Source organism: Enterococcus sp. AAFC-DPL-5182 (assembly GCF_058216605.1).
Window position 1 is genome coordinate 747538 of sequence record NZ_CM177101.1, and the last position, 21789, is coordinate 769326.

General features: G+C 37.7%; 25 protein-coding genes. 21 read left to right on the forward strand and 4 right to left on the reverse strand.

Translation table 11 applies throughout. From position 1 onward, the window contains the following. Positions 1-85: 85 nt before the first annotated feature. The 3 genes from AC4BB7_RS03390 to AC4BB7_RS03400 form a co-directional block, all read right to left on the reverse strand. Positions 86-505, reverse strand: a complete 420-nt coding sequence (locus AC4BB7_RS03390) for a hypothetical protein (protein WP_490484434.1) — start codon at positions 503-505, stop codon at positions 86-88. A gap of 151 nt (positions 506-656) precedes the next feature. After that, entirely contained in the window at positions 657-1433 is a 777-nt protein-coding gene (locus tag AC4BB7_RS03395; RefSeq protein WP_086315555.1) for a MurR/RpiR family transcriptional regulator, read from the reverse strand. Positions 1434-1580: 147 nt separating this feature from the next. Then, positions 1581-3095 carry an amino acid permease gene (locus AC4BB7_RS03400; RefSeq protein ID WP_490484435.1) on the reverse strand — a complete coding sequence of 505 codons (1515 nt, stop codon included), beginning with the start codon at positions 3093-3095 and terminating at the stop codon, positions 1581-1583. A 102-nt stretch (positions 3096-3197) separates the two neighbouring features. Between AC4BB7_RS03400 and AC4BB7_RS03405 the strand changes: the two genes are divergently transcribed. The 17 genes from AC4BB7_RS03405 to AC4BB7_RS03485 all read left to right on the forward strand — a co-directional run bounded on the left by AC4BB7_RS03405 (position 3198) and on the right by AC4BB7_RS03485 (position 17998). Continuing rightward, positions 3198-3626 carry a GAF domain-containing protein gene (locus tag AC4BB7_RS03405; protein WP_490484436.1) on the forward strand — a complete coding sequence of 143 codons (429 nt, stop codon included), beginning with the start codon at positions 3198-3200 and terminating at the stop codon, positions 3624-3626. Between the two features lie 9 nt (positions 3627-3635). Beyond that, the gene (locus tag AC4BB7_RS03410; protein ID WP_490484437.1) at positions 3636-4655 is read left to right on the forward strand and encodes a sensor histidine kinase; all 1020 of its coding nucleotides are present in this window, start codon (positions 3636-3638) and stop codon (positions 4653-4655) included. Then, positions 4652-5299: a response regulator transcription factor gene (locus AC4BB7_RS03415; RefSeq protein WP_010770821.1), complete on the forward strand. Its 648-nt coding sequence runs from the start codon at positions 4652-4654 to the stop codon at positions 5297-5299. Before AC4BB7_RS03410 ends, AC4BB7_RS03415 begins: the two co-directional genes overlap by 4 nt. Positions 5300-5309: 10 nt before the next feature. Then, positions 5310-6047, forward strand: coding sequence for a sirohydrochlorin chelatase (locus AC4BB7_RS03420; RefSeq protein WP_490484438.1), 738 nt, complete (start codon positions 5310-5312; stop codon positions 6045-6047). Next, positions 6035-6481, forward strand: coding sequence for a precorrin-2 dehydrogenase/sirohydrochlorin ferrochelatase family protein (locus AC4BB7_RS03425; RefSeq protein ID WP_086315560.1), 447 nt, complete (start codon positions 6035-6037; stop codon positions 6479-6481). Before AC4BB7_RS03420 ends, AC4BB7_RS03425 begins: the two co-directional genes overlap by 13 nt. Positions 6482-6591: 110 nt before the next feature. Then, entirely contained in the window at positions 6592-7032 is a 441-nt protein-coding gene (locus AC4BB7_RS03430; RefSeq protein ID WP_086315561.1) for a MerR family transcriptional regulator, read from the forward strand. After that, positions 7029-7586, forward strand: coding sequence for an NAD(P)H-dependent oxidoreductase (locus AC4BB7_RS03435; RefSeq protein WP_010770825.1), 558 nt, complete (start codon positions 7029-7031; stop codon positions 7584-7586). Before AC4BB7_RS03430 ends, AC4BB7_RS03435 begins: the two co-directional genes overlap by 4 nt. A gap of 218 nt (positions 7587-7804) precedes the next feature. Then, entirely contained in the window at positions 7805-10207 is a 2403-nt protein-coding gene (nirB, locus tag AC4BB7_RS03440; RefSeq protein ID WP_490485115.1) for a nitrite reductase large subunit NirB, read from the forward strand. A gap of 2 nt (positions 10208-10209) precedes the next feature. Then, entirely contained in the window at positions 10210-10515 is a 306-nt protein-coding gene (nirD, locus tag AC4BB7_RS03445) for a nitrite reductase small subunit NirD (RefSeq protein ID WP_490484439.1), read from the forward strand. 2 nt (positions 10516-10517) lie between these two features. After that, the gene (gene cobA, locus AC4BB7_RS03450) at positions 10518-11498 is read left to right on the forward strand and encodes a uroporphyrinogen-III C-methyltransferase (RefSeq protein ID WP_490484440.1); all 981 of its coding nucleotides are present in this window, start codon (positions 10518-10520) and stop codon (positions 11496-11498) included. Between the two features lie 256 nt (positions 11499-11754). Beyond that, a complete protein-coding gene (locus AC4BB7_RS03455; RefSeq protein ID WP_490484441.1) occupies positions 11755-12540 on the forward strand; it encodes a formate/nitrite transporter family protein in 786 nt (261 codons plus the stop codon). Between the two features lie 46 nt (positions 12541-12586). After that, complete coding sequence (gene hemC, locus AC4BB7_RS03460; RefSeq protein ID WP_490484442.1) at positions 12587-13495, forward strand: hydroxymethylbilane synthase; 909 nt, start codon at positions 12587-12589, stop codon at positions 13493-13495. Further along, entirely contained in the window at positions 13492-14175 is a 684-nt protein-coding gene (locus tag AC4BB7_RS03465; protein WP_490484443.1) for a uroporphyrinogen-III synthase, read from the forward strand. Before hemC ends, AC4BB7_RS03465 begins: the two co-directional genes overlap by 4 nt. Positions 14176-14348: 173 nt before the next feature. Next, positions 14349-14882 carry a dihydrofolate reductase family protein gene (locus tag AC4BB7_RS03470; RefSeq protein WP_490484444.1) on the forward strand — a complete coding sequence of 178 codons (534 nt, stop codon included), beginning with the start codon at positions 14349-14351 and terminating at the stop codon, positions 14880-14882. A gap of 130 nt (positions 14883-15012) precedes the next feature. Then, positions 15013-15849, forward strand: coding sequence for a YitT family protein (locus tag AC4BB7_RS03475; protein ID WP_490484445.1), 837 nt, complete (start codon positions 15013-15015; stop codon positions 15847-15849). Between the two features lie 76 nt (positions 15850-15925). Further along, complete coding sequence (locus tag AC4BB7_RS03480; protein ID WP_490484446.1) at positions 15926-16648, forward strand: GntR family transcriptional regulator, LSA1692 subfamily; 723 nt, start codon at positions 15926-15928, stop codon at positions 16646-16648. A gap of 30 nt (positions 16649-16678) precedes the next feature. After that, complete coding sequence (locus AC4BB7_RS03485) at positions 16679-17998, forward strand: Sapep family Mn(2+)-dependent dipeptidase (protein ID WP_490484447.1); 1320 nt, start codon at positions 16679-16681, stop codon at positions 17996-17998. A gap of 69 nt (positions 17999-18067) precedes the next feature. On the opposite strand, the gene AC4BB7_RS03490 is transcribed toward AC4BB7_RS03485, so the two are convergent. Then, positions 18068-18682, reverse strand: a complete 615-nt coding sequence (locus AC4BB7_RS03490; RefSeq protein WP_490484448.1) for a CPBP family glutamic-type intramembrane protease — start codon at positions 18680-18682, stop codon at positions 18068-18070. Positions 18683-19014: 332 nt separating this feature from the next. On the opposite strand from AC4BB7_RS03490, the gene AC4BB7_RS03495 reads away from it, so the two are divergent. The 4 genes from AC4BB7_RS03495 (at position 19015) to AC4BB7_RS03510 (ending at position 21775) form a co-directional block, all read left to right on the forward strand. After that, entirely contained in the window at positions 19015-19890 is an 876-nt protein-coding gene (locus AC4BB7_RS03495; protein WP_490484449.1) for a helix-turn-helix domain-containing protein, read from the forward strand. Positions 19891-19979: 89 nt separating this feature from the next. After that, positions 19980-20303, forward strand: coding sequence for a heavy metal-binding domain-containing protein (locus AC4BB7_RS03500; RefSeq protein ID WP_010770838.1), 324 nt, complete (start codon positions 19980-19982; stop codon positions 20301-20303). Between the two features lie 164 nt (positions 20304-20467). Continuing rightward, complete coding sequence (locus tag AC4BB7_RS03505; protein WP_086315574.1) at positions 20468-21421, forward strand: glycosylasparaginase; 954 nt, start codon at positions 20468-20470, stop codon at positions 21419-21421. Positions 21422-21445: 24 nt separating this feature from the next. Next, positions 21446-21775: a PTS sugar transporter subunit IIB gene (locus tag AC4BB7_RS03510; RefSeq protein ID WP_086315575.1), complete on the forward strand. Its 330-nt coding sequence runs from the start codon at positions 21446-21448 to the stop codon at positions 21773-21775. Positions 21776-21789: the final 14 nt, after the last annotated feature.

Sequence of the window (21789 nt, forward strand, 5' to 3'; positions counted from 1 at the left end):
GAACATGTACCGCTAAAAAAAACAAAGTAATCAAAAATAAGGTCTAAAAATAAATCAAAACGCAATTTATTTTTAGACCTTATTTTTATTTACGAACTGCGGGCAGTTTTAATGTAATTTTTTGATGTTCAAAGTCGAGTAGCTGAATATTATTGGTTCCGCCAATGCCATACTCACTCGATTGGTAAAGCTCACCATAGCTTGCACCGATAAATTGGTCGATATCCGCTAATGTTTCCCATGTACCTGTGAAAACAGCATAATCGCCAGCTGACCTTGTAAAGGTTCGATTTCCTTCACTATCTTCAATAAAATATTTATAAGTACCGTTACTTGCATCGGGATCATTGATGATGATAGCCTGCACGATTTTCTTATCGGTAGGCAAAATCTCTAGTTTTTGGTTATTCACTTCAGCAAAATCTTCGGGTGTCTTAGGAATAGCAAATTTGTATTGTTTTCCAGTGATTACTTCGTTGCCTAAATGTTCGATGTTAAAAGACATGAATCGTCACGCTCCTCTTTTATAATAGATCAGATGTATTTAAGTGGCCGAATGATGTTGCGTTCCTAACACTGAGTACATCATCTCAAAAACCATAGCAACTCTTGAGGGTTTTGTCAAAATTTCGGTATTAGGAATAGGTTTAAAAAATTTAGTCTGGTCGGTTTTCTAGTCGATCTGTTTTTTCAGCAAATTCCTTGCTTGCTTGATGAGCAAGTAGTTCAATCAAGGCAATAACGGGGATTTGTGTCGTGATATTGATATAAGGATCGGTGTAAATAGATCGTTCATCGGGCATATAATAAGAAATATTGTAATCAGCTAAACGGGCTATCGTTGAATGCTCATCATTGGTAATACTGAGAATTTGAGCACCTGACCGCTTAAAATCAGTTACCTGTTTGATTACTTCGGTAGTTTCTCCTGAAACGGACAGAACAATCGCTAAGGTATTTTCAAAACCTCTTTGAGGAATGGGGGTGAAGGGATCACGGATGCTGTAGGCATTAAGACCCATATTTGCAAAATAGCGACTGCCGTATGCTCCTAAAATACCGCTTGTACCAATACCTGAAAAAACGATATGACGAGCAGACACAATCATCTTGATAGCAGGTTTCAATGTCTCGTAATAGGTTTGCTGATTCAGCCGTTTTAAAAAAGAATCAACGTGCATCGTAGCAGCGTAATATTGATCAAAGGACTGTTGCTGTTGCTCTTCTTCTTTTTTTAACGCATATTTCAATTCTGAAAATCCATCAAAGCCCATTTTTGAACAAAAGCGTAAGATCGTGGACGTGGATACATGGCAATTGGTGGAAAGTTGACGAATCGTTAACTTTGGCACACTGTCCATATGTTCTAAAATATATTGATAAACGAGCATTTCCAATTCATTTAACGATTGGACTTTTTCTAAATCAAACAAAAAGATTCCTCCTGCACAAAAGATTGCGGCTCCTTTATTTTATAAATAAGAAACAAAAAAGCGTTCAAGTTCTATTGTACAGGAAACGTTGTTATTTCGCTTGTTATTACTATAATTTTATTCGTACAAAGAAAACAGTTGGAACAGTTAACTTTCCCAACTGTTTTGAGTGATTTCGTTTTTTTTATGAAACTGTTTATAAAGTAGATGGGCCAAAAACGTAAATAATAGTGGTCCCAACAATAAGGTCAGGCTATGTAAATAGTCCCCCTTTGAAAGTGGCTGATAAAGTTGAAATAAGATAGCCAAAGCAATACTCAAAATGACACTATTGCTAATGAGCGTTGCGCTGATTTTTGATCGAACTAAAACAGAGGTTGGATTATCCGCCAGCTGTTTTTTCTTAAATGCTGGATAGGCGAGTGCCACTAATAAATAAGGAATCGCTCTTGAGATATTGGTCATCAAAGTCAGTTGATTATATAAAAAGACAACATACTGACTGCCTAAGCTGATCCCTAAAATAAACAAACTGATCAGGATACCTTGAATCTGCAATGCATAAATCGGCATATCCTTTTTGTTTTTTTGTTTCAAGCGAGGGTGCCAGTAATGTTTAGGTGTTCCTTCAACCAATGTGCGGATCGGCAGATAAAAAATAGTAGATAATAAACTAATGTAAGAAAGCAAAAGCGTTAAGGCAGTAAAACGAGTAAGAAATTGAGCTAGAAACTGAGTTTGAATGGCTGTTAATGAAAGAGCCTGACCAACAGCATAGCCTAAATTTTCCATTAATTCATACATTAAATTTCCTAAGTGAATCGTACTATTTGTTTTTAAGTGAGCTAAATTCGTTCCTCCGCTCCATAAAAGGATGCCTAAAAAATAACACAGAACGACTAAAATACTGCTGAAAATCAATAGCTTAGGAAATTGTTTTTTTTGTTTCCCTGTTTTATCAACTAAGCTTGCGATCGTATCTAAACCACCGAAGGCTGTAATGGCAAAAATCAAAAAAGAGAGTTGTTCAATCAGCGGTTGTCCAGATGAAGATCCTGCTTGAACACTATTGAAACTGTTGGAAAGATTTGGCACAATACTAGACTGATTAGAGAGCCAAAGCACCAGATTTCCACCCAGACAAAAGAAAATCAAAAGCGTCATCATGATGCCGCTTAAATACAGTGAAGAAGCAATCCTCTTAAATCCTTTACTAACAAAAAATAACGTTACTAAAACCGCTCCAATCGATAACAGACCAATTAAAATAGATGTAGAAAAAAAAGGAATCGAACTGGTTTTTTTAGTTAAATCTTCACCAAAAAGTAAAATAGAGGAAGGAATCCAAAGCTTCATAAATAAGCTGATCATCCAAATAAAATAACTGCAGTACCATAAAAAAGCAGCAGTGAAAGCCACCTTTTCAGAGAGATGCCCAGCGAGCCACTGATACAAACCGCCAATATGGTTTTTATACACGCCAGTAAATTCTGCTATAATAATAGCGTAAGGAATAAAATAAAACAGAGCAGCGCCGATAAAATAGGGAAAAGCTTTAAGTCCCATTAGGAAAAAAGCGGTTGTCATACTAGAAAAAGAAAAAACAGTCATGGTAATAATCATGACCAAACGTTTAGGACTAAAAGTAGTAGTAGTTTTCATAAAAAAATCCTTCTAAAATTAAATTGATGTTGGCTTAAGAATAAGAGAAGAATGACTAGAAAACAAGCTTTTTATTAAAAATTAGGGAATAGGAGTAGTCAAATGACGGACCAAGTTCAACAAAAAATCGCTCAAATCAAAGAGGAACTTCAAGTTGATTTTGTTGCTTTAGCATTATCCTCAGTTAATGCAGTGACCAAAGTACGGGTGATCCGTTGGAGTTATGTGGCTGGCAATACCAATCAAAATTATAAACGCATTCGGCTGCAAGTTGGCAAAGGAATTGGCGGCATCGTTTGGCGAACAGGCAGGGCATATCAAGCAACGGATCTGCAAAAGCAACCAGAAAAATTAGTTGAACTGCCAATTACCCGAACGGAAAAATTAGAAACGATCGCAGCATTTCCTGTTTTAAAAGTGGGAGAAGTAAAAGGCGTTCTATTAGTTGGTTATCGAGAGAAAATCACTATTACCGAAGATTTTTTAACTATTGCACAAGGCAAAGCGAATGAACTGATGGTTTATTTATAGGTGAGAAAAATGGATATGAACATTGCAGAAAAAATATTTGAAGAAGCAAGAGATGCTTTGTTTTTGATTGAAGAAAACAACTGTATCAAACAAAATAAAGCGGCGGCTGAGTTAGTAAAAATCTATCCATTCTCGTTAGCAAAAGTATTGGAAATAGCTAGAGGAGAAGGGTGCATGCTGCATTCAACAATGGAAAAATGCTTAGATTGCGAAGTTAAAGCAGACTGGGATCAGGCGGCCTTTCCGTTGGTTTTAGAAGATGCACAGGGAGCTCAAGAACAATTTAGTGGAAGTTACACTGTGTTAGATCAGCAAAAAAGCGTATTGAGCATTCGTCATATGGCTATTCAAGATCGTCTACAACAGGTGATCCAAAATAAACGTTTGATTGAATATGTCAATCAAGCTCATGAAAATGAACGTAAAGCGTTATCACAAGAGCTTCATGATGGCCTTGCACAAAGTATTTATAGTTTGATGCTGGAGACACGCCAATTAAAATGGACTGAACAAACCGAAGACCTGACAACAAAATTACAAAAAATCGACGAAGATTTTGTCGCATTACTTGGCGAAGTAAAACAACTTGCGGTTGATTTACGTCCAGCCGCTTTGGATGATTTAGGGTTAGTTCCAGCTATTGAAGCTTTATTGCATCGTTTAACAGAAACAACAGGTGTTGCGCTGCATTTTATTCCAATGATCACAACGAAACGTTTTCCTGAAAGTGTGGAAACAATCACGTATCGGGTTTTGCAAGAAAGTGTGATGAATAGTGTGAAACACGCAGATGTTGATGAATTGTGGGTCACATTAAGTGAACAAGACGAACAGTTAATACTCAACGTTCGTGATCATGGCAAAGGTTTTGATCTTCAACAGGTGAATAAGTACAGCCGTGGTTTGGGGTTGTTACATATGCAAGAGAGAGCTGAATCCATCGGAGGACATTTACTCATTCAATCTGAAGAATTAGAAGGAACAACGGTGACATTACATTTACCGATTCAACAGGAGGTGACAAGGTGAATATCATCATAGCAGACGATCATGCAGTGGTCAGAAGTGGCTTACGTTTATTACTTGAAGGGCAAAAGGGAATCTCAGTGGTAGGAGATGCGGCAGATGGCACGGAAGCTTTTTTATTACTTGAAAAGTATCCCGTAGACGTGGTGTTGATGGATATGCGGATGCCTCCAGGAGAAAATGGTTTACAAACAACTCGGCGCATCAAAGAGCATTTTCCTGACGTGAAGACGATTATTTTAAGTATGCATGACGAAGAAGAGTATGTTCGAACCGCCTTAGAATATGGCGCAAAAGGATACATCCTTAAAAGTTCTCAAGATACGGTATTACTTGAAGCGATTAAGCAAGTGATGGCTGGTAAAATTGCGATCGATCCATTATTTGGTTCGTATGATAAAAAACGTTGGCTAAAAAAAGCTGACCCAGCAGAAAAAGATGAAAAATACGAACGCCTATCAAAACGAGAACGGGAAATTTTACCTTTAGTTGCTTTAGGGTATAGTAATAAAGAAATCGCTGAACGTTTATTTATCTCCGTCAAAACAGTAGAGGTGCATAAATCTCATGTGATGAAAAAGTTAGAGTTTGAAACGTTTAGTGAATTGTTGCAATATAGTATGAAACATCAATTAATCGACTTATGAGGTGAGAAAAATGATCGGAATTCTTTATGTCTTTCATGGTAGTCAAAAAAACGAAAAAAATCAAGCGGCTATGGATTTTATTCAACAGCTAGAAGCAAGAATGGATCCAACTTTTTATCAGGCAACGGCCTTTTTAGAAAACCATTCAGATACGATTCCAAGTGTGGCGGAAAAAATGATCAAAAACGGTGTCACGAAAATAATCGTTGTTCCTGTTTTATTATTTGCAGCAAAACATGCGCTAGTGGATATCCCCGCTGAACTTGACGTAGTAAAAGAGCGCCATCCAGCTGTTCAATTTGTTCAAACTGAGACATTTGGGAGTAAAAACGGAAGCCGCCAAGTTTTGTTGGAGCGATTTCAAGAAGCGGCAGTGACTTATCCAGATGATGAGTTAGTCGGGATTTTAGTTGCTCATGGAACAAAGCAAACAGAGCAGCCGCAAGAAGTTTTAGTAGAAATAGCAGAAGAAATCCAGAGACAAGTGGGCTTTTCGATTGCTGCTGTCAGTTTAAAAGGGAAAGAAAACTATCTAGAAGAAATCAAAAAACAAGTATCAAATCATCAGCGACCTGTAATCGTACCTTTCTTTTTATTTGATGGTCATTTGATTACGATCATGAAAAGTAAACTAAAAGAAACATTTTCAACAACTGATTTTATTATGATGCCAACATTAGAATTTGATCCACGCATCCTAAATGACTTAGAACAAATTGTCAATGAGGCCGTCACATGTATCCAATAATGCTTGAACTGACTGGGAAAAATATCGTGATTATCGGTGGCGGGAAAATTGCATTACGAAAAACCGTCGGGATTTTAAAGGCTAAAGGGCAAGTAACCGTCGTTGCACCGAATTTTTTGCAGGAATTTGAAGAATTAGATGGTGTAAAATGTATTACAGCAAAATACAAAGCGGAATATATTCAAGAAGCCCACCTCATTTTTGCGTGTACTGATTCCAAAATCGTCAATCAAAAAATCGTTGACGATGCTGCGGATTACCAATGGGTCAATGATTGTAGTCAGAAAGAAAATAGTGATTTTTTTAATATGAGTACGATTGAACAGGATGAGTATTTGATCGCGCTGTCTACTTATGGAAAAAATCCAACAGAAACTAAAAAAATGAAAGAACAGCTAATGATCTTTTTTGAGCAAAATCCAGATTGTGAATAGCAAACAAGTTACTTTACTGATTTTTGTGAGGTAACTTGTTTTTTTGTTGACATTGCTCTTTGGTGCAATGTTAAGATGCTGTTAGACAAATAAAAAAAGGAGCTGAGCTGATGTACAAAATGAAAGATGTCGCAAATGAAATGGACATTCCACTTTCAACGATCCGATACTATGAACGCCAAGGAATTGTCATAGGCAAACGCCAAGAAAATGGTTATCGTATTTTTGATGAAGAAGATAAAATCCTATTGGAATATTTAATTGTAATGAAACACGTAGGTTTTTCTATAGAGGAAATTAAGGAATTATTGAACTTTTTAGAGTTTCCAGAAAGTGATGAATGTAGCGAACGATCCAATCAGTTATTGACTAAAAAAGAAAATGACATTAGACAAAAAATCAAACATGAACAAATGGTTTTAAAGCTGATCCAAGAATTGAAACCAAAAATCGTTGCAAAAGAATATGCACAGTACGAAGAAGAAATCAGTGAGGAAATCCACACTATTTATAAAGAAATTCAACAATCTAAGTCAGGAGAGAAAAAATGAAAACGACTATTTTATACGCCCATCCATGGGAAGGCAGTTACAATCATGCGATTTTAGAAAAACTACAGCAACGTCTTGCAGCAGAAGGAACAGAATACCAACTGATCGATTTGAATAAAGAGCACTTTGATCCAGTTTTTTCTGCAAAGGATCTAGCGTTATTTTCCAAAGGTGAAACAACGGATCCGCTTGTTCGTCAGTATCAAAAAATACTAGGAGAAACCAGTGAACTGTTTATTATTGCTCCTACCTGGTGGTATGAGTTTCCCGCCATCATCAAAGGTTTTTTCGATAAAGTCATGTTGAAAAATATCGCGTATGATGATTCAGGCATCAGTTTAAAAGGATTATTTACGAATATAAAGACTACAACGATCATCAATACAGGTACTGCTCCTAAGTGGTATTTAAAATATGTTAAAGGGAATTATGTCAAAACGGTTTTTATCAAAGGAACGCTTAAAGATATTGGAATTAAAAATGTGAAGTGGAAGTATATTGACCTAAACAAGGCCTCAGAAGATAAGAGAAAACAATTTTTAGCGCAAGTTTAAAAGTCAGAAAATAAAAAGTAACTAGCTTCTTGATTAGGAGCAGTTGCTTTTTTTGTATGAGCACAGAGAAGAAATTTCCTTTCTGATTTTAAAAGCGTTGCTTTGTATCGTTATTAGGTAATTCCCTAATAGTCACCTGCTTTCATTCTTGCTATTCTAAAAAAGACGAAGCATAGATTGTATTGCTCAAAAAATCACAAAGGAGTGTAAAAATGAATATGAAAGAAAAGCTTGTCTTAGTTGGAAATGGAATGGCTGGTGTTCGGACGATTGAGGAAATTTTAGACCGAGATGCTGATCGCTATCAAATCACGATCATTGGAGAAGAACAATACCCAAATTATAATCGGATCATGTTGAGTAATGTCCTGCAAAAGAAAATGACTGTATCAGAGATCATTACGAATCCACTTGAATGGTATGAAGAAAATCAAATTGAACTAATCAATCATGATCCAGCAGTCCAAATGGACACAAACAATAAAAAAATCATCACCAAATCGGGTAAAGAAATCACTTATGATAAATGTATTTTAGCAACAGGTTCAAGAGCCTTTATATTACCAATTGAAGGGGCTCAATTACCTGGTGTTGTCGGGTTTAGAACAATCGAGGATACAGAAAATATGCTTGAAGCAGCTCAAAAATATCAAAAAGCAGTCGTGATCGGTGGCGGTTTGCTTGGTTTAGAAGCTGCAAAAGGTTTGTTGGATCAAGGCATGGAAGTCACAGTCGTTCATTTAGAAAAATGGCTGATGGAAACCCAATTAGATGAAAAAGCAGGGAAAATGCTGCAAGCTGATTTAGAAAAACAAGGCTTGAAATTCTTAATGGAAAAAGCGACCAACAAAATACTTGGTGAAAGCCGTGTTACAGGTTTAAGCTTTAGCGATGGAACTACCATCGAAACAGATATGGTTGTAATGTCGATCGGGATTCGTTCAGAAACAACACTAGCAAGAACAACAGCTATCGAAGTGAATCGCGGAATTATTGTCGATGATTTTATGAAAACGAATGTTCCAGATGTTTTTGCAGTAGGGGAATGTGCGGAACATAATGGGCATGTTTATGGTTTAGTTGCACCGTTATTTGAACAAGGGAAAGTCTTGGCAGATGTGTTAACTGACAAAGAAGCGAAACCTTATCAAGGCAGTACCACATTTACCTCATTAAAAGTATCTGGATGTGATCTGTATTCTGCTGGGAATATCAGAGAAGTAGAAGGAATCAATAGTATTGAAGCCTTTGACGGTATCAATTACACGTATAAAAAGATTTTTGTGAGAGACAATCAAGTCGTTGGCGTTGTGCTGTATGGCGATACGAGTGAAGGCAATCGTTATTATAATATTTTAAAGAAAAATGAAAGCATTGAAGAATACACACCTGTGTCTTTACTCCATATGGTTGGTGAAGAGGCTAGCGCTGATGTCAGTGAATGGCCAGATGATGAAGTAATTTGTGGTTGTAATGGGATCGATAAAAAAACGATCATGACTGCGATCAATGAAAAAGAATTAACTTCTGTGGCAGATGTAACAAAACATACGAAAGCTGGCGGCTCTTGTGGAAAATGTAAATCAGTGATTGGAGATGTTTTAGCCTATGCTTTAGGTGGTGAAGTTGTTTCTGCACCAACTGGGATTTGCGGTTGTACGGATTTAACAAGAGATCAAATCGTCACTCAAATTTATGCGAAAAAGTTAACGTCTTCCGATGACGTTTACCGTGAACTGAATTTTACAAATCCAGAAGGTTGTCCGAAGTGTCGTCCAGCAATTAATTTTTATTTAAATGTAGCCTGGCCTAAAGAACACGAAGATGAAAAAGAATCCCGTTATGTCAACGAACGTCTCTATGCGAACATCCAAAATGACGGAACGTTCTCAGTGATTCCAAGAATGCGCGGTGGAAAAACCAATCCACAACAGTTGCTTTTGATTGCGAAAGTCGCAGAAAAGTATGATGTACCAATGGTCAAAGTAACAGGAAGCCAACGAATCGGTTTATACGGAGTGAAAAAAGAAGACTTACCGAAAATCTGGGAAGAGTTGGATATGAAGTCAGCAGGGGCTTATGCCAAAGCTGTTCGATCAGTTAAAACTTGTGTTGGCGCGAATTTCTGTCGATTTGGTACGCAAGATTCAATGGGACTTGGTATTAAGTTGGAACAGCGTTACGAGTTTATCGATACGCCGCATAAATTTAAAATGGGTGTATCTGCTTGTCCAAGAAGTTGTGTGGAAAGTGGCGTAAAAGATTTTGGGATCATCGGTGTGGAAAACGGATTCCAAATTTATGTTGGTGGCAATGGCGGAACCGAAGTTAAAGAAGCTGTGTTACTAACAACTGTTGAAACCGAACAAGAAGTCATCGACATTTGTGGCGCAATGCTGCAATACTACCGCGAAACAGGTATTTATGCGGAACGAACAGCACCATGGATCGACCGTATGGGCTTTGAGGTTGTAAAAGAAGTGTTGCTAAATGCTGAAAAACGTCAAGAATTGTTGGCTGCATTAGATGAAGCAGTCGCAGGACGTCGTGGAAATCCTTGGGATGAAGTGGTTGAGGATCAACAAACGCGCCAAGAGTTATACACAGTGGGGAGAGTATAAAGATGGAAAAAATTTTTGTGGGACAAATAGATGAGTTAGCACCTAGAATGGGAAAAGAAATCATTGTGGGGGAACAAAAAATAGCTGTGTTTCGTTTAAGTGATGATCGTATCAAGGCAATTGAAAATGTTTGTCCCCATAAACAAGGACCGTTAGCGGAAGGAACGGTTTCTGGTGAGTATGTTTTTTGTCCGTTGCATGATTATAAAATCAATTTAACTGATGGACAAGTTCAAGAGCCAGATGAAGGATGCGTTCGTGCATACGAAACTGTTGTTGAAGAAGATCTTGTTTATGTCATGGTGTAGTGATGGGAAAAGTTTATTTTGTGGGAGCAGGTTCAGGTGATCCTGAGCTATTGACCTTAAAAGGAAAAAGAGTATTGGAATCAGCTGATGTGATTATTTACGATCGGCTGGTCCATCCAGTATTATTGTATTTGGCTAAAGCGTCAGCTCGTTTTATTTATAGTGGAAAGTATCCGAAAAATCATGTGTTGAAGCAAAAAAACATTAATCAATTATTATTGGAAGAAGGCTTGAAAGAACAAAACGTTGTTCGTTTAAAGGGCGGTGATCCTGGGATTTTTGGTCGTGTTGGTGAAGAAATTGCGACACTTCAAAGTGAAGGAATCAGTTATGAAATTGTGCCAGGGGTTACAGCGGCATCAGCAGCTAGTAGTTACAGCGGTATTCCCTTAACGCATCGCGAGCATAGTAGTAAAGTGACTTTGGCGACTGCTCATCGTCAAGGTGGCGAAACGATCGATTTTAAGGGACTAACAGCAAACGGAACAATGTGTTTATATATGGGGGTAGAACGAGTAGAGAGCACTCAAAAGAAGCTTTTAGAGCAAGGTGTCTCACCTCAATTACCAGCAGCTATCGTTGAATGGGGCAGTTTAGGACGACAGAGAACGGTTACTGCAACGATTCAAACGATGGTGGAAGTGATTGAAGAACATCAAATTCAAAATCCTTCGCTGATCATTTTAGGTGATGTGGTTTCTTGTCGTAATGGCGCGGATTGGTTTGAACAATTGCCTTTATTCGGACATCGAATTTTATTGATCGATACAGAAAAAATCGATTTTGAAACGATCATTTCGTATACTCAGCAAGGCGCAGATGTCTATGCTATCCAAGTTGGTGAAAATCGAGATCAGCGTTTTGATGAGGTTCATCAGCAGTATTTAAGGGATCACTATTTTGATGAAGTGGTGTACTTGAATGAAGAATTAAGGACAATGTATAAAAAGCAGTGGGATGTTTTAAATAAACGGTTTGTTTAGGTAGCTTTGTGGGGCTAGGCTCTTCGGAAAAAAGATAAAATCTGATTGTGGCAAAAAGCGCCACTCTCCTATTTTCCTATTTTCTTGTCGAACCTAGGCGAGCCCGTTCAGCTTTTAAATCTATCTAGCTTTATGGGCTAGGATCTCGAGAAAAAGATAAAAATGAAATGTGACCAAGAACGTCACAGTTAATTTTTCCTATTTTCTTGTCGAACCTAAGCGAGCCCATTCAGCTTTTAAATTAAGGAGGAAAAATATGGGTTCACTTCAACCACCAGAAATAGTGGATATTACAATTGAAAAAGGGGTTCAAAAGGCTCGGGGGAGTTTTTTGACTTTAGCAGTTTTAGGATTTTTAGCAGGTGTTTTTATTGCAGTGGCAGGTATTGCGATGATTCGGGCGATGGGGACGATGCCTAAAGAATGGGGATCATTGGTGAATGTGATTGGAGCGGCTGTTTTTCCATTTGGATTGATTTGTTTGTTACTTGCTGGCGGAGAATTGGTTACAGGGAATATGATGGTTGTTTCGATGGCGCTATTTGCTCGGAAAATCAGTGGCAAAGAGTGGGTAAGGAATATTGTGATCGTGACGATCTTTAACTTGTTGGGATCATTGTTTGTCGCTTATTTCTTTGGCTATCTGAGTGGCGCATTGCAAGGGGATTTTGCAGAGCGGGCGATCCAGGTTTCGCTTGGAAGAACCAAAGATACATTCTTACAAGGATTTCTTTCAGGAATTGCCTGTAATTTCTTGGTTAGTACAGCGGTTTACTTAAACTTTGCGGCTAAAGATTTTATCGGCAAAATCGTTGGGATTTTCCTACCGATCATGGGTTTTGTGATTTGTGGATTTCAGCACGTTGTGGCCAATATGTTTTTGATTCCGATGGGGATTATTTTAGGAGGCAATACTTGGTCAGCGTTTTGGCAAAATATGATCAGTGTTTATCTGGGAAATATTATCGGCGGCGGCTTTTTTGTCGCAGGACTATACTTTTTAGCTTATAAAGTTGGTACAGGGCAGTTGTCAAAAAAGTAAAATCTAGTATGATTGAAGAGAAGAAAAGATAAAGGAAGTAAGCAAAATGAAAACCGTCCGTGTCGGTACTAGAAATAGTCCCCTAGCAATGAAACAAACAATGATCGTTTTGGATCTACTGAAAAAAGTTCATGGAGAGTTTCTTGTAGAAATTGTTCCAATGACGACAAAAGGAGATCAGATGCTTTCTGTCAGTTTAGCGAAAATTGGTGGAAAAGGTTTATTTATCAATGAAGTCGAGCAAGCTTTAGTGGCAGGAACAATCGATTTTGCAGTACATAGCTTGAAAGATATGCCTGCTAAAGTGGCAGATGGATTGACATTAGCGGCAATTCCAGAAAGAAGTGATCCTTCTGATTGTTTGATTTTTCGTGAGGTGACTTCTTTTGAAGAGCTGCCAAAAAAAGCGAGAATAGGGACTAGTAGCTTGCGACGAGAGTTTCAAATGAAAAACTTACGGGAAGATTTCCAAGTGGAATCCATTCGTGGAAATGTTGGGACTCGTTTGAAGCGGATGGAAGAACAACAATTGGATGGAATCGTGCTAGCAACTGCTGGTTTGAAGCGTTTAAATTGGTTTGATGCTCCTAATTATCCTTATACTATTTTAACGAGTGAGCAATGTATACCTGCTGTAGGGCAAGGAGCATTGGCTGTTGAATGTCGTAGTGAAGACCTTGAGATGCGTGCGTTTTTACAGCAAATCAATCATCCAGCTACTAGAGAATTAGTGATGGAAGAACGAGCCTTTTTAGCAACCTTAAATGGAAATTGTGATATCCCGATTGGGGCCTATGCAGTTAAAGAAGGCAGAGACTATCATTTTTCTGGGTTTTTAGGTGACAAAGAACTGAAGCAGTCTTTTACCGAAACGGTGGTTGTTCAAGAATTAGCCGGTATTGGAAAGCAAGTCGCAGAACATTTATTAAATAGAATAGCTAAGGAATCATTATGAAGAACATTCTTTTAACACGTTTGATAGAAGATAATCAAGAGGATCGTGTGTATTTTCAGGGAAAAGGCTTTAAAACGGTAGAAATTCCCTTACTTACTTTAACGAAAAGAAATGCCAGCAGTTCGTTTGAAAAAAAGTTGAACCAGTGCGAGTGGGTCTTTTTAACAAGCCAGCATGCAGCGGAATTTTTTTTCCAGAATCAAATGAGCGATCAGCTGCAGACAAAAAAGTTTGCGGTCATTGGAGCGAAAACGGCGAAGGTGCTTTTAACACATCATATGACGGTAGATTTTAAAGCCCTTGTTCCTACAAAGCAAACCATGTTTGAAGAATGGTCAAGCAGATTTATGATACCGACGACTATTTTTTATCCTAAAAGTAATTTAGCGGATGATCTAGGAGAGGCTGAGTTGATGGCAAAAGGTCATTGTTTGCATACGTCTATCCTTTATGACAATGTCTTCTCTGAGAATAGTCAGCGACGTTTAAATAAATGCTTACTAGAGGAAGAAGTAAGTGCAGTGTATCTTGCAAGCCCTTCATTATGGCAGCGATTTTTATCCGTTTTTATGGAAACTGGTTTAACAAAAATGCCTAAATTATATTGCCTAGGCTCTACGACTCAACAAGCAATTACAAAGGATGGCTATGAGGTCTGTATGAAAGAAAAGTATTGTTGAAAGGACAAGTGATGTTCCTTTTAATGATGCTTTTTTAATTAAACAAACTAGTTGACTAGAAAAATAAAACAAGTAAAATGAGTAGTCCAGAGTATTGTTGTACTTTAGAATTATGAGTTGGTTAGTTTTGCGGAATAGTCTGCTTTGCTTTTAAATAATAAGGGGGATTTCAAATGAGTAGAGAAATTATTTTATACATTGCTGCAAGTGTTGATGGGTATATTGCAGAGGCTGACGGAAGTATTGACTTTTTAGGCGGCGGAATTGAATTAGTTGAAGAAGACACGAGTTATCAAGAATTAATGGAAAAAATCAATACCGTAGTGATGGGGCGAACAACGTATGATCAAGTTGTTAATGAGTTATCCCCAGATGAATATCCTTATGAAGAGCAAATGTCATATATTATCACCAGTCATCCAGATGAGAATACTGAAAAATTAATGTTTACTAGTCAAAATCCAGTGGAATTGGTTCAAGAATTAAAAAAACAAGAGGGTAAAGCGATTTGGATTGTTGGTGGTGCTAGTATTATTGCACCATTGGTAGAAGCAAAGTTGATCGATACTTATATTCTTACAACGATACCGAAGATCTTAGGCAAAGGAATTCCTTTATTTAATGAATTCAACGGACCTGTTGCGTTAAAAGTAGAGCAAGTTTACGTGAAAAACGATATGGTGTATACAACCTATTCTAATAAATAAGTAAAATGAGTACGGATCGGTTTATACGATTCGTTCTTTTTTTTATTTCTGTTTCGGTATATACAAAATAGTATATACTTAGTATAATAGAGAAAAGTAGATAGGAAAGGAGATTTTTACGATCAAAAAGTTGGCGGCGTACAAAATATTGGTAGCGCTAGCATATGCCTTCTTATCTTCATTGGCATTAAATTTCTTTTGGTTACCAGGAAACATTTATGCTAACGGCATTACTGGACTGTCTCAACTGATTTCCACTGTTTTAAAAACGACACAATGGGGAACGATCTCGATTCCTTTGCTGGTTTTAGTATTTAATTTACCTTTGCTTGTTGTTTCTTGGTTTAAAATCGATCGAGAGTTTACGGTTTATACGATTTTTGCTGTGTTTATGACCGCATTGTTTATGCGGATGATTCCTGTTGTTGTCTTGACAACGGATCCTGTGATTTGCGCTGTCTTCGGTGGTGTGCTGCATGGCATATCAGTGGGGATCACATTGAAAAGTGATTTTTCCACAGGGGGCTTAGATATAATAGGTATCGTTGTTCGAAAAGCGACGGGAAAGAGTATCGGCACGGTTTTTATTATCTTTAATTTATGTGTTCAATTTGCAGCAGGTTTTCTTTATGGTTGGCAGTTCGCATTTTATAGCGCATTGTCTGTTTTTATCAGTGGTCGTATGGTTGATTATGTGAACACAAAGCAGCAAAAAGTCCAAGTCATGATCGTGACGAATCAAGCAGAATATGTGATTGGTCGCTTGCATCAAACGTTGAAGAGAGGAATCACGGTTATCAACGATGTGGAAGGTGCCTTTGATCATCAACAGAAGAAATTGCTCGTTGTAGTAGTGGCAAAAAAAGAGTTGAAGCAATTAAATGAGGCAGTGAATGAAGCTGATGCAGGAGCGTTTGTCAGTGTTTCTTCTGGCGTCTCAACCAATACTGCTTTTTATGAATGGTAAATTCTGGTGAGGATAGTTCTTGAAACGACTTTCGATTATAATAAAGCTAAGGATATGATTAGATAGGAGAATAAAAATGGCGAAAAAACAAAGCGTCTTTCAAGAAGTAGCAAAGCAAATCCAAGAAAAAATCGATAAAGGCCTTTATGTTAGTTCACAACGCCTTCCTTCTGAATATGATTTAGCTAAGGAGTTTGGTGTCAGTCGTTTAACGGTAAGAAAAGCAATCGATGAGCTTATTTCTAGAAATATTTTAGTGAAACAAAAAGGCAAAGGGACCTATGTGATGACGCAGCAAAAAATCCAAAGTGGACGTGCTGGATTACAAGGATTTACAGAAGCCGCAAAATCTTATGGCAAAACATCAAAAACCGAAGTCATTCGTTTTGAATTAGTGACAGAGATACCAGAAGAAGTCACGAGGGCTTTGGAATTGAACGATCAGGAGGCTGCGTATCACATAGTTCGTTTACGTTCATACGACAATGAACCGATGACAGTAGAAGATTTATATATTCGGTCGATTTATTTGCCCGAAGTCACAGAAAAACAATTACAAGGTTCACTGTTTGAATTGATCGAAAAACAAATCGAGATTGCGTATTCTCATCAAGAAGTTGAAGCTATTTTAGTGACAAAAGAACTGAGTCCTTTGCTAAAAGTTGAAGCCGGTGAGCCATTATTGATGGTTCATTCAATCACTTATTCTGTTACTGCCACACCGATTTTATATGATACATCATACTATCGTGCGGATCGTTATACATTTAAAAATACACTACACCGCACGACAACTTAGCATCAAAACTAAAAAAGTCAGGTGAAAGAAATGGAAACAATCAGAACGCGTATCAAAGCAGCTATTCAAACAAATCAACAACATTTTTTAGAAGAGTTGACTAAAATCATGGAAGTCCCAAGCGTGAAGGGACAAGCGGAAGTAGGAGCACCTTTTGGGAAAGAACCTAGACGAGCATTAGAAACCACTTTAGCGTTAGCTGAAAGCTATGGTTTTCAAACAGAGATTGTCAACGATGCAGTAGGTTTTGCTCAATATGGGAACGATCCAGAATATATTGGTGTTGTGGGGCATTTAGATGTGGTTCCTGCTGGTAGTGGTTGGGACTTTACGCCATTTTCTTTAAGTGAACAAGACGGTCGTTTATTTGGTAGAGGAATTTTGGATAATAAAGGACCAGCTTTTGCATGTTTATATGGATTGAAATTGCTGAAAGAACTGGACATTCCGTTGGAAAAAACGGTTCGGGTGATTTTTGGAACAGACGAGGAAAGCGGCTCTGCTGATTTGCCTTTGTATCTAGCAGAAGAACAACCACCGATTTTTGGATTTACACCAGACTGTAAATATCCAGTCGTTTATGGGGAACGAGGAATCGTTAATATTGAACTGATAACGCCATTTTCTGAAGCTGATTTGTCAGCGTTGGGGTCGATTGAGGGCGACCAAGCGAAAGATCATGTGCCGGACGAATTAATTGTCGACTTAAAGAATGGACAACACGTTGAAGTAATCGGAAAACGAGCACCGACAAATGCACCAGAACTAGGAGTAAACGCGATTACCTTATTAGCTGAAAAATTGATGAATGAAGCAAGTCTAGCGGAATCGCTTAAAAAATATTTTAAATGGGTGTTTGATTCTTTACACGAAAAGCATTATGGTGAAGGGTTTAATTTAGCATTAGCAGATGAAGATTCGGGCAAGTTGATACTAACACCTTATGAATTGCGTAAGACAGATAAGGAGCTGGTATTGTCGATTGCCATTCGTTATCCTGTCACGTTCCAAGAAGAAGAAATTATTGAGCGCGTTCATGCGATTGTATTGGCGCATACGGAAGTTGTGATTGTAAGAAGTATGAAGGGAACGAATTTTCCAAAAGACGATCCGAATGTTCTTGCATTAGCTGAAGTTTATGAAAAAGTCACTGGATTAGATGGTACGCCGGTTACGACAACGGGCGCAACTTATGCCAGAACAATGCCGAATATCGTCGCTTTCGGTCCCTCATTTCCAGGGCAAAAAGGGATTGCTCATAATAAAAATGAATATATGGATTTAAACGATTTACTACTAAATCTAGAAATTTATACCTTAGCACTTTATAAACTAGCGGCAAAAAAATAAACGCTATAAAAAAGTATCCAACCTCCTTTAAAACGATAGGGAGCTGGATACTTTTGTTTTATAAATTGGTTACATTACAGATAAAGCAATCAAATCAATCAGTACATGAGCGATCCAAGATCCCCAAATACTCTTACCCATTTTTAAGTAAGCGATATTCAAAATCAAACGAGCAACACCTTGTAAAAGTAAGACATGTGCCACTGTAGAGAACCAAGAGCCATCCCAATAAGAAGGAATGTGCATCAGGCCAAAAACAAGTGCGCTTAGTAATGTACTAGCAATAAGAGGAAGCCCCTTACTTTGTGCCGCTTCTAGTATCCCAATTCCTAATAATTCTTCACCCATCAACATAAAAGGCAACATGAGAATAATTGCACCTAAATGACCAGAGGCAGGATTTGCTGCCCAGTTAAAGCCTAAACTTTTTGAAAGTAATCCAATAACTAGTCCAATAACAAAATAACTGAGGACCGCTACAGGGATCACCCATAATTTACGTGGGGCTCGAAATGCTGATTTACTTTCTTTTCCAAACGCTAACACCCAAGCAAGGGCACCGCCAACAAAAAGTCCCCACCAAGCCCAAGAAAAAGTCATCAAGGCCCAAAATCCGATAATCATCAATACGGCTCCACCAAAAAGTCCGATAGTTGAGCTAGGTAAAGTATCATTTGTTTTCATCTAAAATTCCTCCTACTAACATTTCATGAGACCCATCTGCTAAGACTCACGAGAAGTAAACATTTTTTTAATCCCATCTATTTCTTAACTCAAACGAGAGAGAATAACCGAAATGTCTTTGACCAATTATACTTTCTATAAGTAAATTAAGAAAAAGATGTGCTTGTTGATCCAAGTAGTTCTTCGGATAAGGTGAAGTTTACAACGATTAATACGCATTCGTTTAATAGGTAGCCTATTTGCTACCAAAAAATAATGTCTAAAGCGTTCTATTAGTGAGCAAGCGATATTCCTGATACTATAAAGGAAATCCAAAAAAGTAGAGGAAACGAATGAAAACATACGGGGAATTGATTCGTGAACTACGAATAAAAAAAGGCATTTCGCAAAAACAATTGTATGAGAAAATCATGTCCAAGTCTTATGCAATTCGGTTTGAGCAAGGAAAACATGAAATTTCTTTTTATTTATTAAAGTTGATCTTAGAGCAATTATCGATGGAAGTGGACGAATTTTTATATATTTACAATGGGTATCATTCATCTGAAATTGAGCAATTTTACTATGAATATGGTGAAAAAGGAAATCAAAATGATATAGATGGGCTAATTTCAATGAGGACGAAACTTCAAAAGAATCCTACTTCTGTGCAAGCTGAATTGAGAATCGCTGAATTAACTGCCAGAATCGAACAGTTGACTGCCTATGAAAAAACAGGTATCTATTCAAAAAAAGTGATTGATAAGCACTCGTTAATGATCATTCAAGAATACTTATCTAAGGTTCAGACGTGGACATTAGGAGAATTGAGGTTGTTTGCCAATACATTGGATTATATCGATTATGAAAGGAAATCAGAGTATTTTGAGACCTTGTTACGATCAATTGATCGTTATAAAAATTTTGAACGGGGAAGAAAAGTTATTTGTACGCTTTTGATTAATGAAATTCATGAGTTGGTGTTAGCGAATGACTTAGTGAATGCGGAGCGTTTGATGAATAAACTGAACGAGTTTACCACGGGTGTGGATGAAATGTTTTTTAGAAACTATTGTTTATTTTATGAAGGATTGCTTTTGGACTTAAAGGGAGAACCAAAATCTGGACGAAAAAAAGTTGAACAAGCAATCGAAATATTTACTGTTTTGGGATATCAGCATCAAGCAGAGCTATCAAGGTCTATCTATCAAAAATTATCTGTCAATTGAGCGAAACATAAGTGCTAAATAGGAGACTTTTTCTGATAGTTTCAGAAAATGAATATAAAATAAGTGCAAATAGAAACGGAGGAATCATCATGCTTATTACAACAACAGAAAAAATTCCAGGGAAAGAATATGAAGTATTAGGGGAAGTATTTGGTCTGACGACACAATCAAAAAATGTGTTTAAGAACATTGGGGCCAATTTGAAAAATATCGTCGGTGGTGAGATTCGAGCATACACAGAAATGTTGGAAGAATCAAGAGAAACTGCGATTGAACGCTTAAAAAGCAATGCTGAAAAATTAGGGGCAGATGCCGTTGTGATGATGCGTTTTGATTCAGGATCGATTGGAACGGATATGCAATCGGTGGCAGCTTATGGCACAGCGGTAAAATTTAAATCGACAGAACAGTAAAATAATAGGAATCACAATTAACAGTAGGGCGAGACACAAACAGTTCCATGTTTGTCTTACCCTACTTTTTTAGTAAAAACAAATTTAGTATATACTAAATTGTATATATCGTGTATAATGCAATTATAAAAATGAAAACGCTATTTTAAAGGATGTGGATGTAAATGTCATGGGGAATGATCGCTACTTGGAGAATGGCACACGATGGTGTCACTCAAGCAAGTGAAGCGTTGAGTAACAACGGTCTAGCAGGAGATGCTATCGAGACAACGATTCGAACCGTTGAAGATTATCCATACTATAAGTCTGTTGGCTTTGGCGGTTTACCTAACGCTGAAGGGATTTTAGAAATGGATGCTGCTTTTATGGATGGAGACACATTTAAGATTGGCGCAGTTGCTGGGATCACAGATACGAAAAATCCGATTTCTGTTGCTAGAAAATTAAGTGACGAAAAATTCAACAGTTTTAGAGTTGGGGATGGTGCAACAAAATATGCCATGCTTAATGGATTTGAACGGAAAAATATGTTGACTCAAAGAGCTCATCGAATCTGGGAAAAGCGCGTAGAAGAAATCGCGAAAAGTAATTTAAGTCCGTATGATGGACACGATACGATTGGCGCGATTTCTCTTGATACAAAAGGCAGTATGGCGGCTGGGACTTCTAGTTCTGGTTTGTTTATGAAAAAACCTGGACGTGTGGGAGACTCGCCGTTATCTGGATCAGGTTTTTACGTGGACAGTGAAATAGGGGGAGCAACGGCTACAGGGTTAGGAGAAGATTTGATGAAAGGATGTTTGGCTTATGAAATCGTTCGGCAGATGGGAGAAGGAAAAACGCCACAAGAAGCTTGCGATCAAGCAGTTTACACCTTTCATGATACGTTGACGAAACGCTATGGTAAAGCAGGTGCCTTCTCTTTGATCGCAATGAATAATACCGGTCAATGGGGCGTTGCTACCAATGTTGAGTTTACCTTTAGTGTAGCGAATGACCAGGAAAAACCAGCAATCTATCTAGCCAATATGGGTGAAAATCATCAAACGATCATTGAACCGATCACCCAAGAATGGCTGGATGCTTATGAAAAACGAATCAAAGCACCTATTGATTAATAAACCAATGAAGGAGAGAAGAGCATGAGTAAAAAGAAGATTTATTTATTTTGTGATGCAGGGATGTCGACAAGTATTATGGTCAACAAAATGATGGAAGTGGTCACTAAACATCAAATGCCGCTAGAAATTACAGCATTTCCAGTTGCTAGAGCGCAAGAAGTAGTGGATCAGGAGAAACCAGTCGCAATTTTATTAGGTCCTCAAGTTCGCTTTTTACTTGAAAAAACCAAAGAGCAATTTGCGCCGCAAGGAATTCCTGTAGCCGCGATCACACCCGAAATCTACGGTATGATGGATGGTGAAAAAGCCTTAAAAGAAGCATTGAAACTAATTAAATCAAATAAAAAATAACGAAGATGGGAGCG

Coding starts and splice junctions, on each gene's coding strand:
- AC4BB7_RS03390 (WP_490484434.1), bottom strand. CDS start 505: ATGTCTTTTAACATCGAACATTTAGGCAACGAAGTAATCACTGGAAAA.
- AC4BB7_RS03400 (WP_490484435.1), bottom strand. CDS start 3,095: ATGAAAACTACTACTACTTTTAGTCCTAAACGTTTGGTCATGATTATT.
- AC4BB7_RS03405 (WP_490484436.1), top strand. CDS start 3,198: ATGACGGACCAAGTTCAACAAAAAATCGCTCAAATCAAAGAGGAACTT.
- AC4BB7_RS03410 (WP_490484437.1), top strand. CDS start 3,636: ATGGATATGAACATTGCAGAAAAAATATTTGAAGAAGCAAGAGATGCT.
- AC4BB7_RS03420 (WP_490484438.1), top strand. CDS start 5,310: ATGATCGGAATTCTTTATGTCTTTCATGGTAGTCAAAAAAACGAAAAA.
- AC4BB7_RS03425 (WP_086315560.1), top strand. CDS start 6,035: ATGTATCCAATAATGCTTGAACTGACTGGGAAAAATATCGTGATTATC.
- AC4BB7_RS03430 (WP_086315561.1), top strand. CDS start 6,592: ATGTACAAAATGAAAGATGTCGCAAATGAAATGGACATTCCACTTTCA.
- AC4BB7_RS03435 (WP_010770825.1), top strand. CDS start 7,029: ATGAAAACGACTATTTTATACGCCCATCCATGGGAAGGCAGTTACAAT.
- nirB (WP_490485115.1), top strand. CDS start 7,805: ATGAAAGAAAAGCTTGTCTTAGTTGGAAATGGAATGGCTGGTGTTCGG.
- nirD (WP_490484439.1), top strand. CDS start 10,210: ATGGAAAAAATTTTTGTGGGACAAATAGATGAGTTAGCACCTAGAATG.
- cobA (WP_490484440.1), top strand. CDS start 10,518: ATGGGAAAAGTTTATTTTGTGGGAGCAGGTTCAGGTGATCCTGAGCTA.
- AC4BB7_RS03455 (WP_490484441.1), top strand. CDS start 11,755: ATGGGTTCACTTCAACCACCAGAAATAGTGGATATTACAATTGAAAAA.
- hemC (WP_490484442.1), top strand. CDS start 12,587: ATGAAAACCGTCCGTGTCGGTACTAGAAATAGTCCCCTAGCAATGAAA.
- AC4BB7_RS03465 (WP_490484443.1), top strand. CDS start 13,492: ATGAAGAACATTCTTTTAACACGTTTGATAGAAGATAATCAAGAGGAT.
- AC4BB7_RS03470 (WP_490484444.1), top strand. CDS start 14,349: ATGAGTAGAGAAATTATTTTATACATTGCTGCAAGTGTTGATGGGTAT.
- AC4BB7_RS03480 (WP_490484446.1), top strand. CDS start 15,926: ATGGCGAAAAAACAAAGCGTCTTTCAAGAAGTAGCAAAGCAAATCCAA.
- AC4BB7_RS03485 (WP_490484447.1), top strand. CDS start 16,679: ATGGAAACAATCAGAACGCGTATCAAAGCAGCTATTCAAACAAATCAA.
- AC4BB7_RS03490 (WP_490484448.1), bottom strand. CDS start 18,682: ATGAAAACAAATGATACTTTACCTAGCTCAACTATCGGACTTTTTGGT.
- AC4BB7_RS03495 (WP_490484449.1), top strand. CDS start 19,015: ATGAAAACATACGGGGAATTGATTCGTGAACTACGAATAAAAAAAGGC.
- AC4BB7_RS03500 (WP_010770838.1), top strand. CDS start 19,980: ATGCTTATTACAACAACAGAAAAAATTCCAGGGAAAGAATATGAAGTA.
- AC4BB7_RS03505 (WP_086315574.1), top strand. CDS start 20,468: ATGTCATGGGGAATGATCGCTACTTGGAGAATGGCACACGATGGTGTC.
- AC4BB7_RS03510 (WP_086315575.1), top strand. CDS start 21,446: ATGAGTAAAAAGAAGATTTATTTATTTTGTGATGCAGGGATGTCGACA.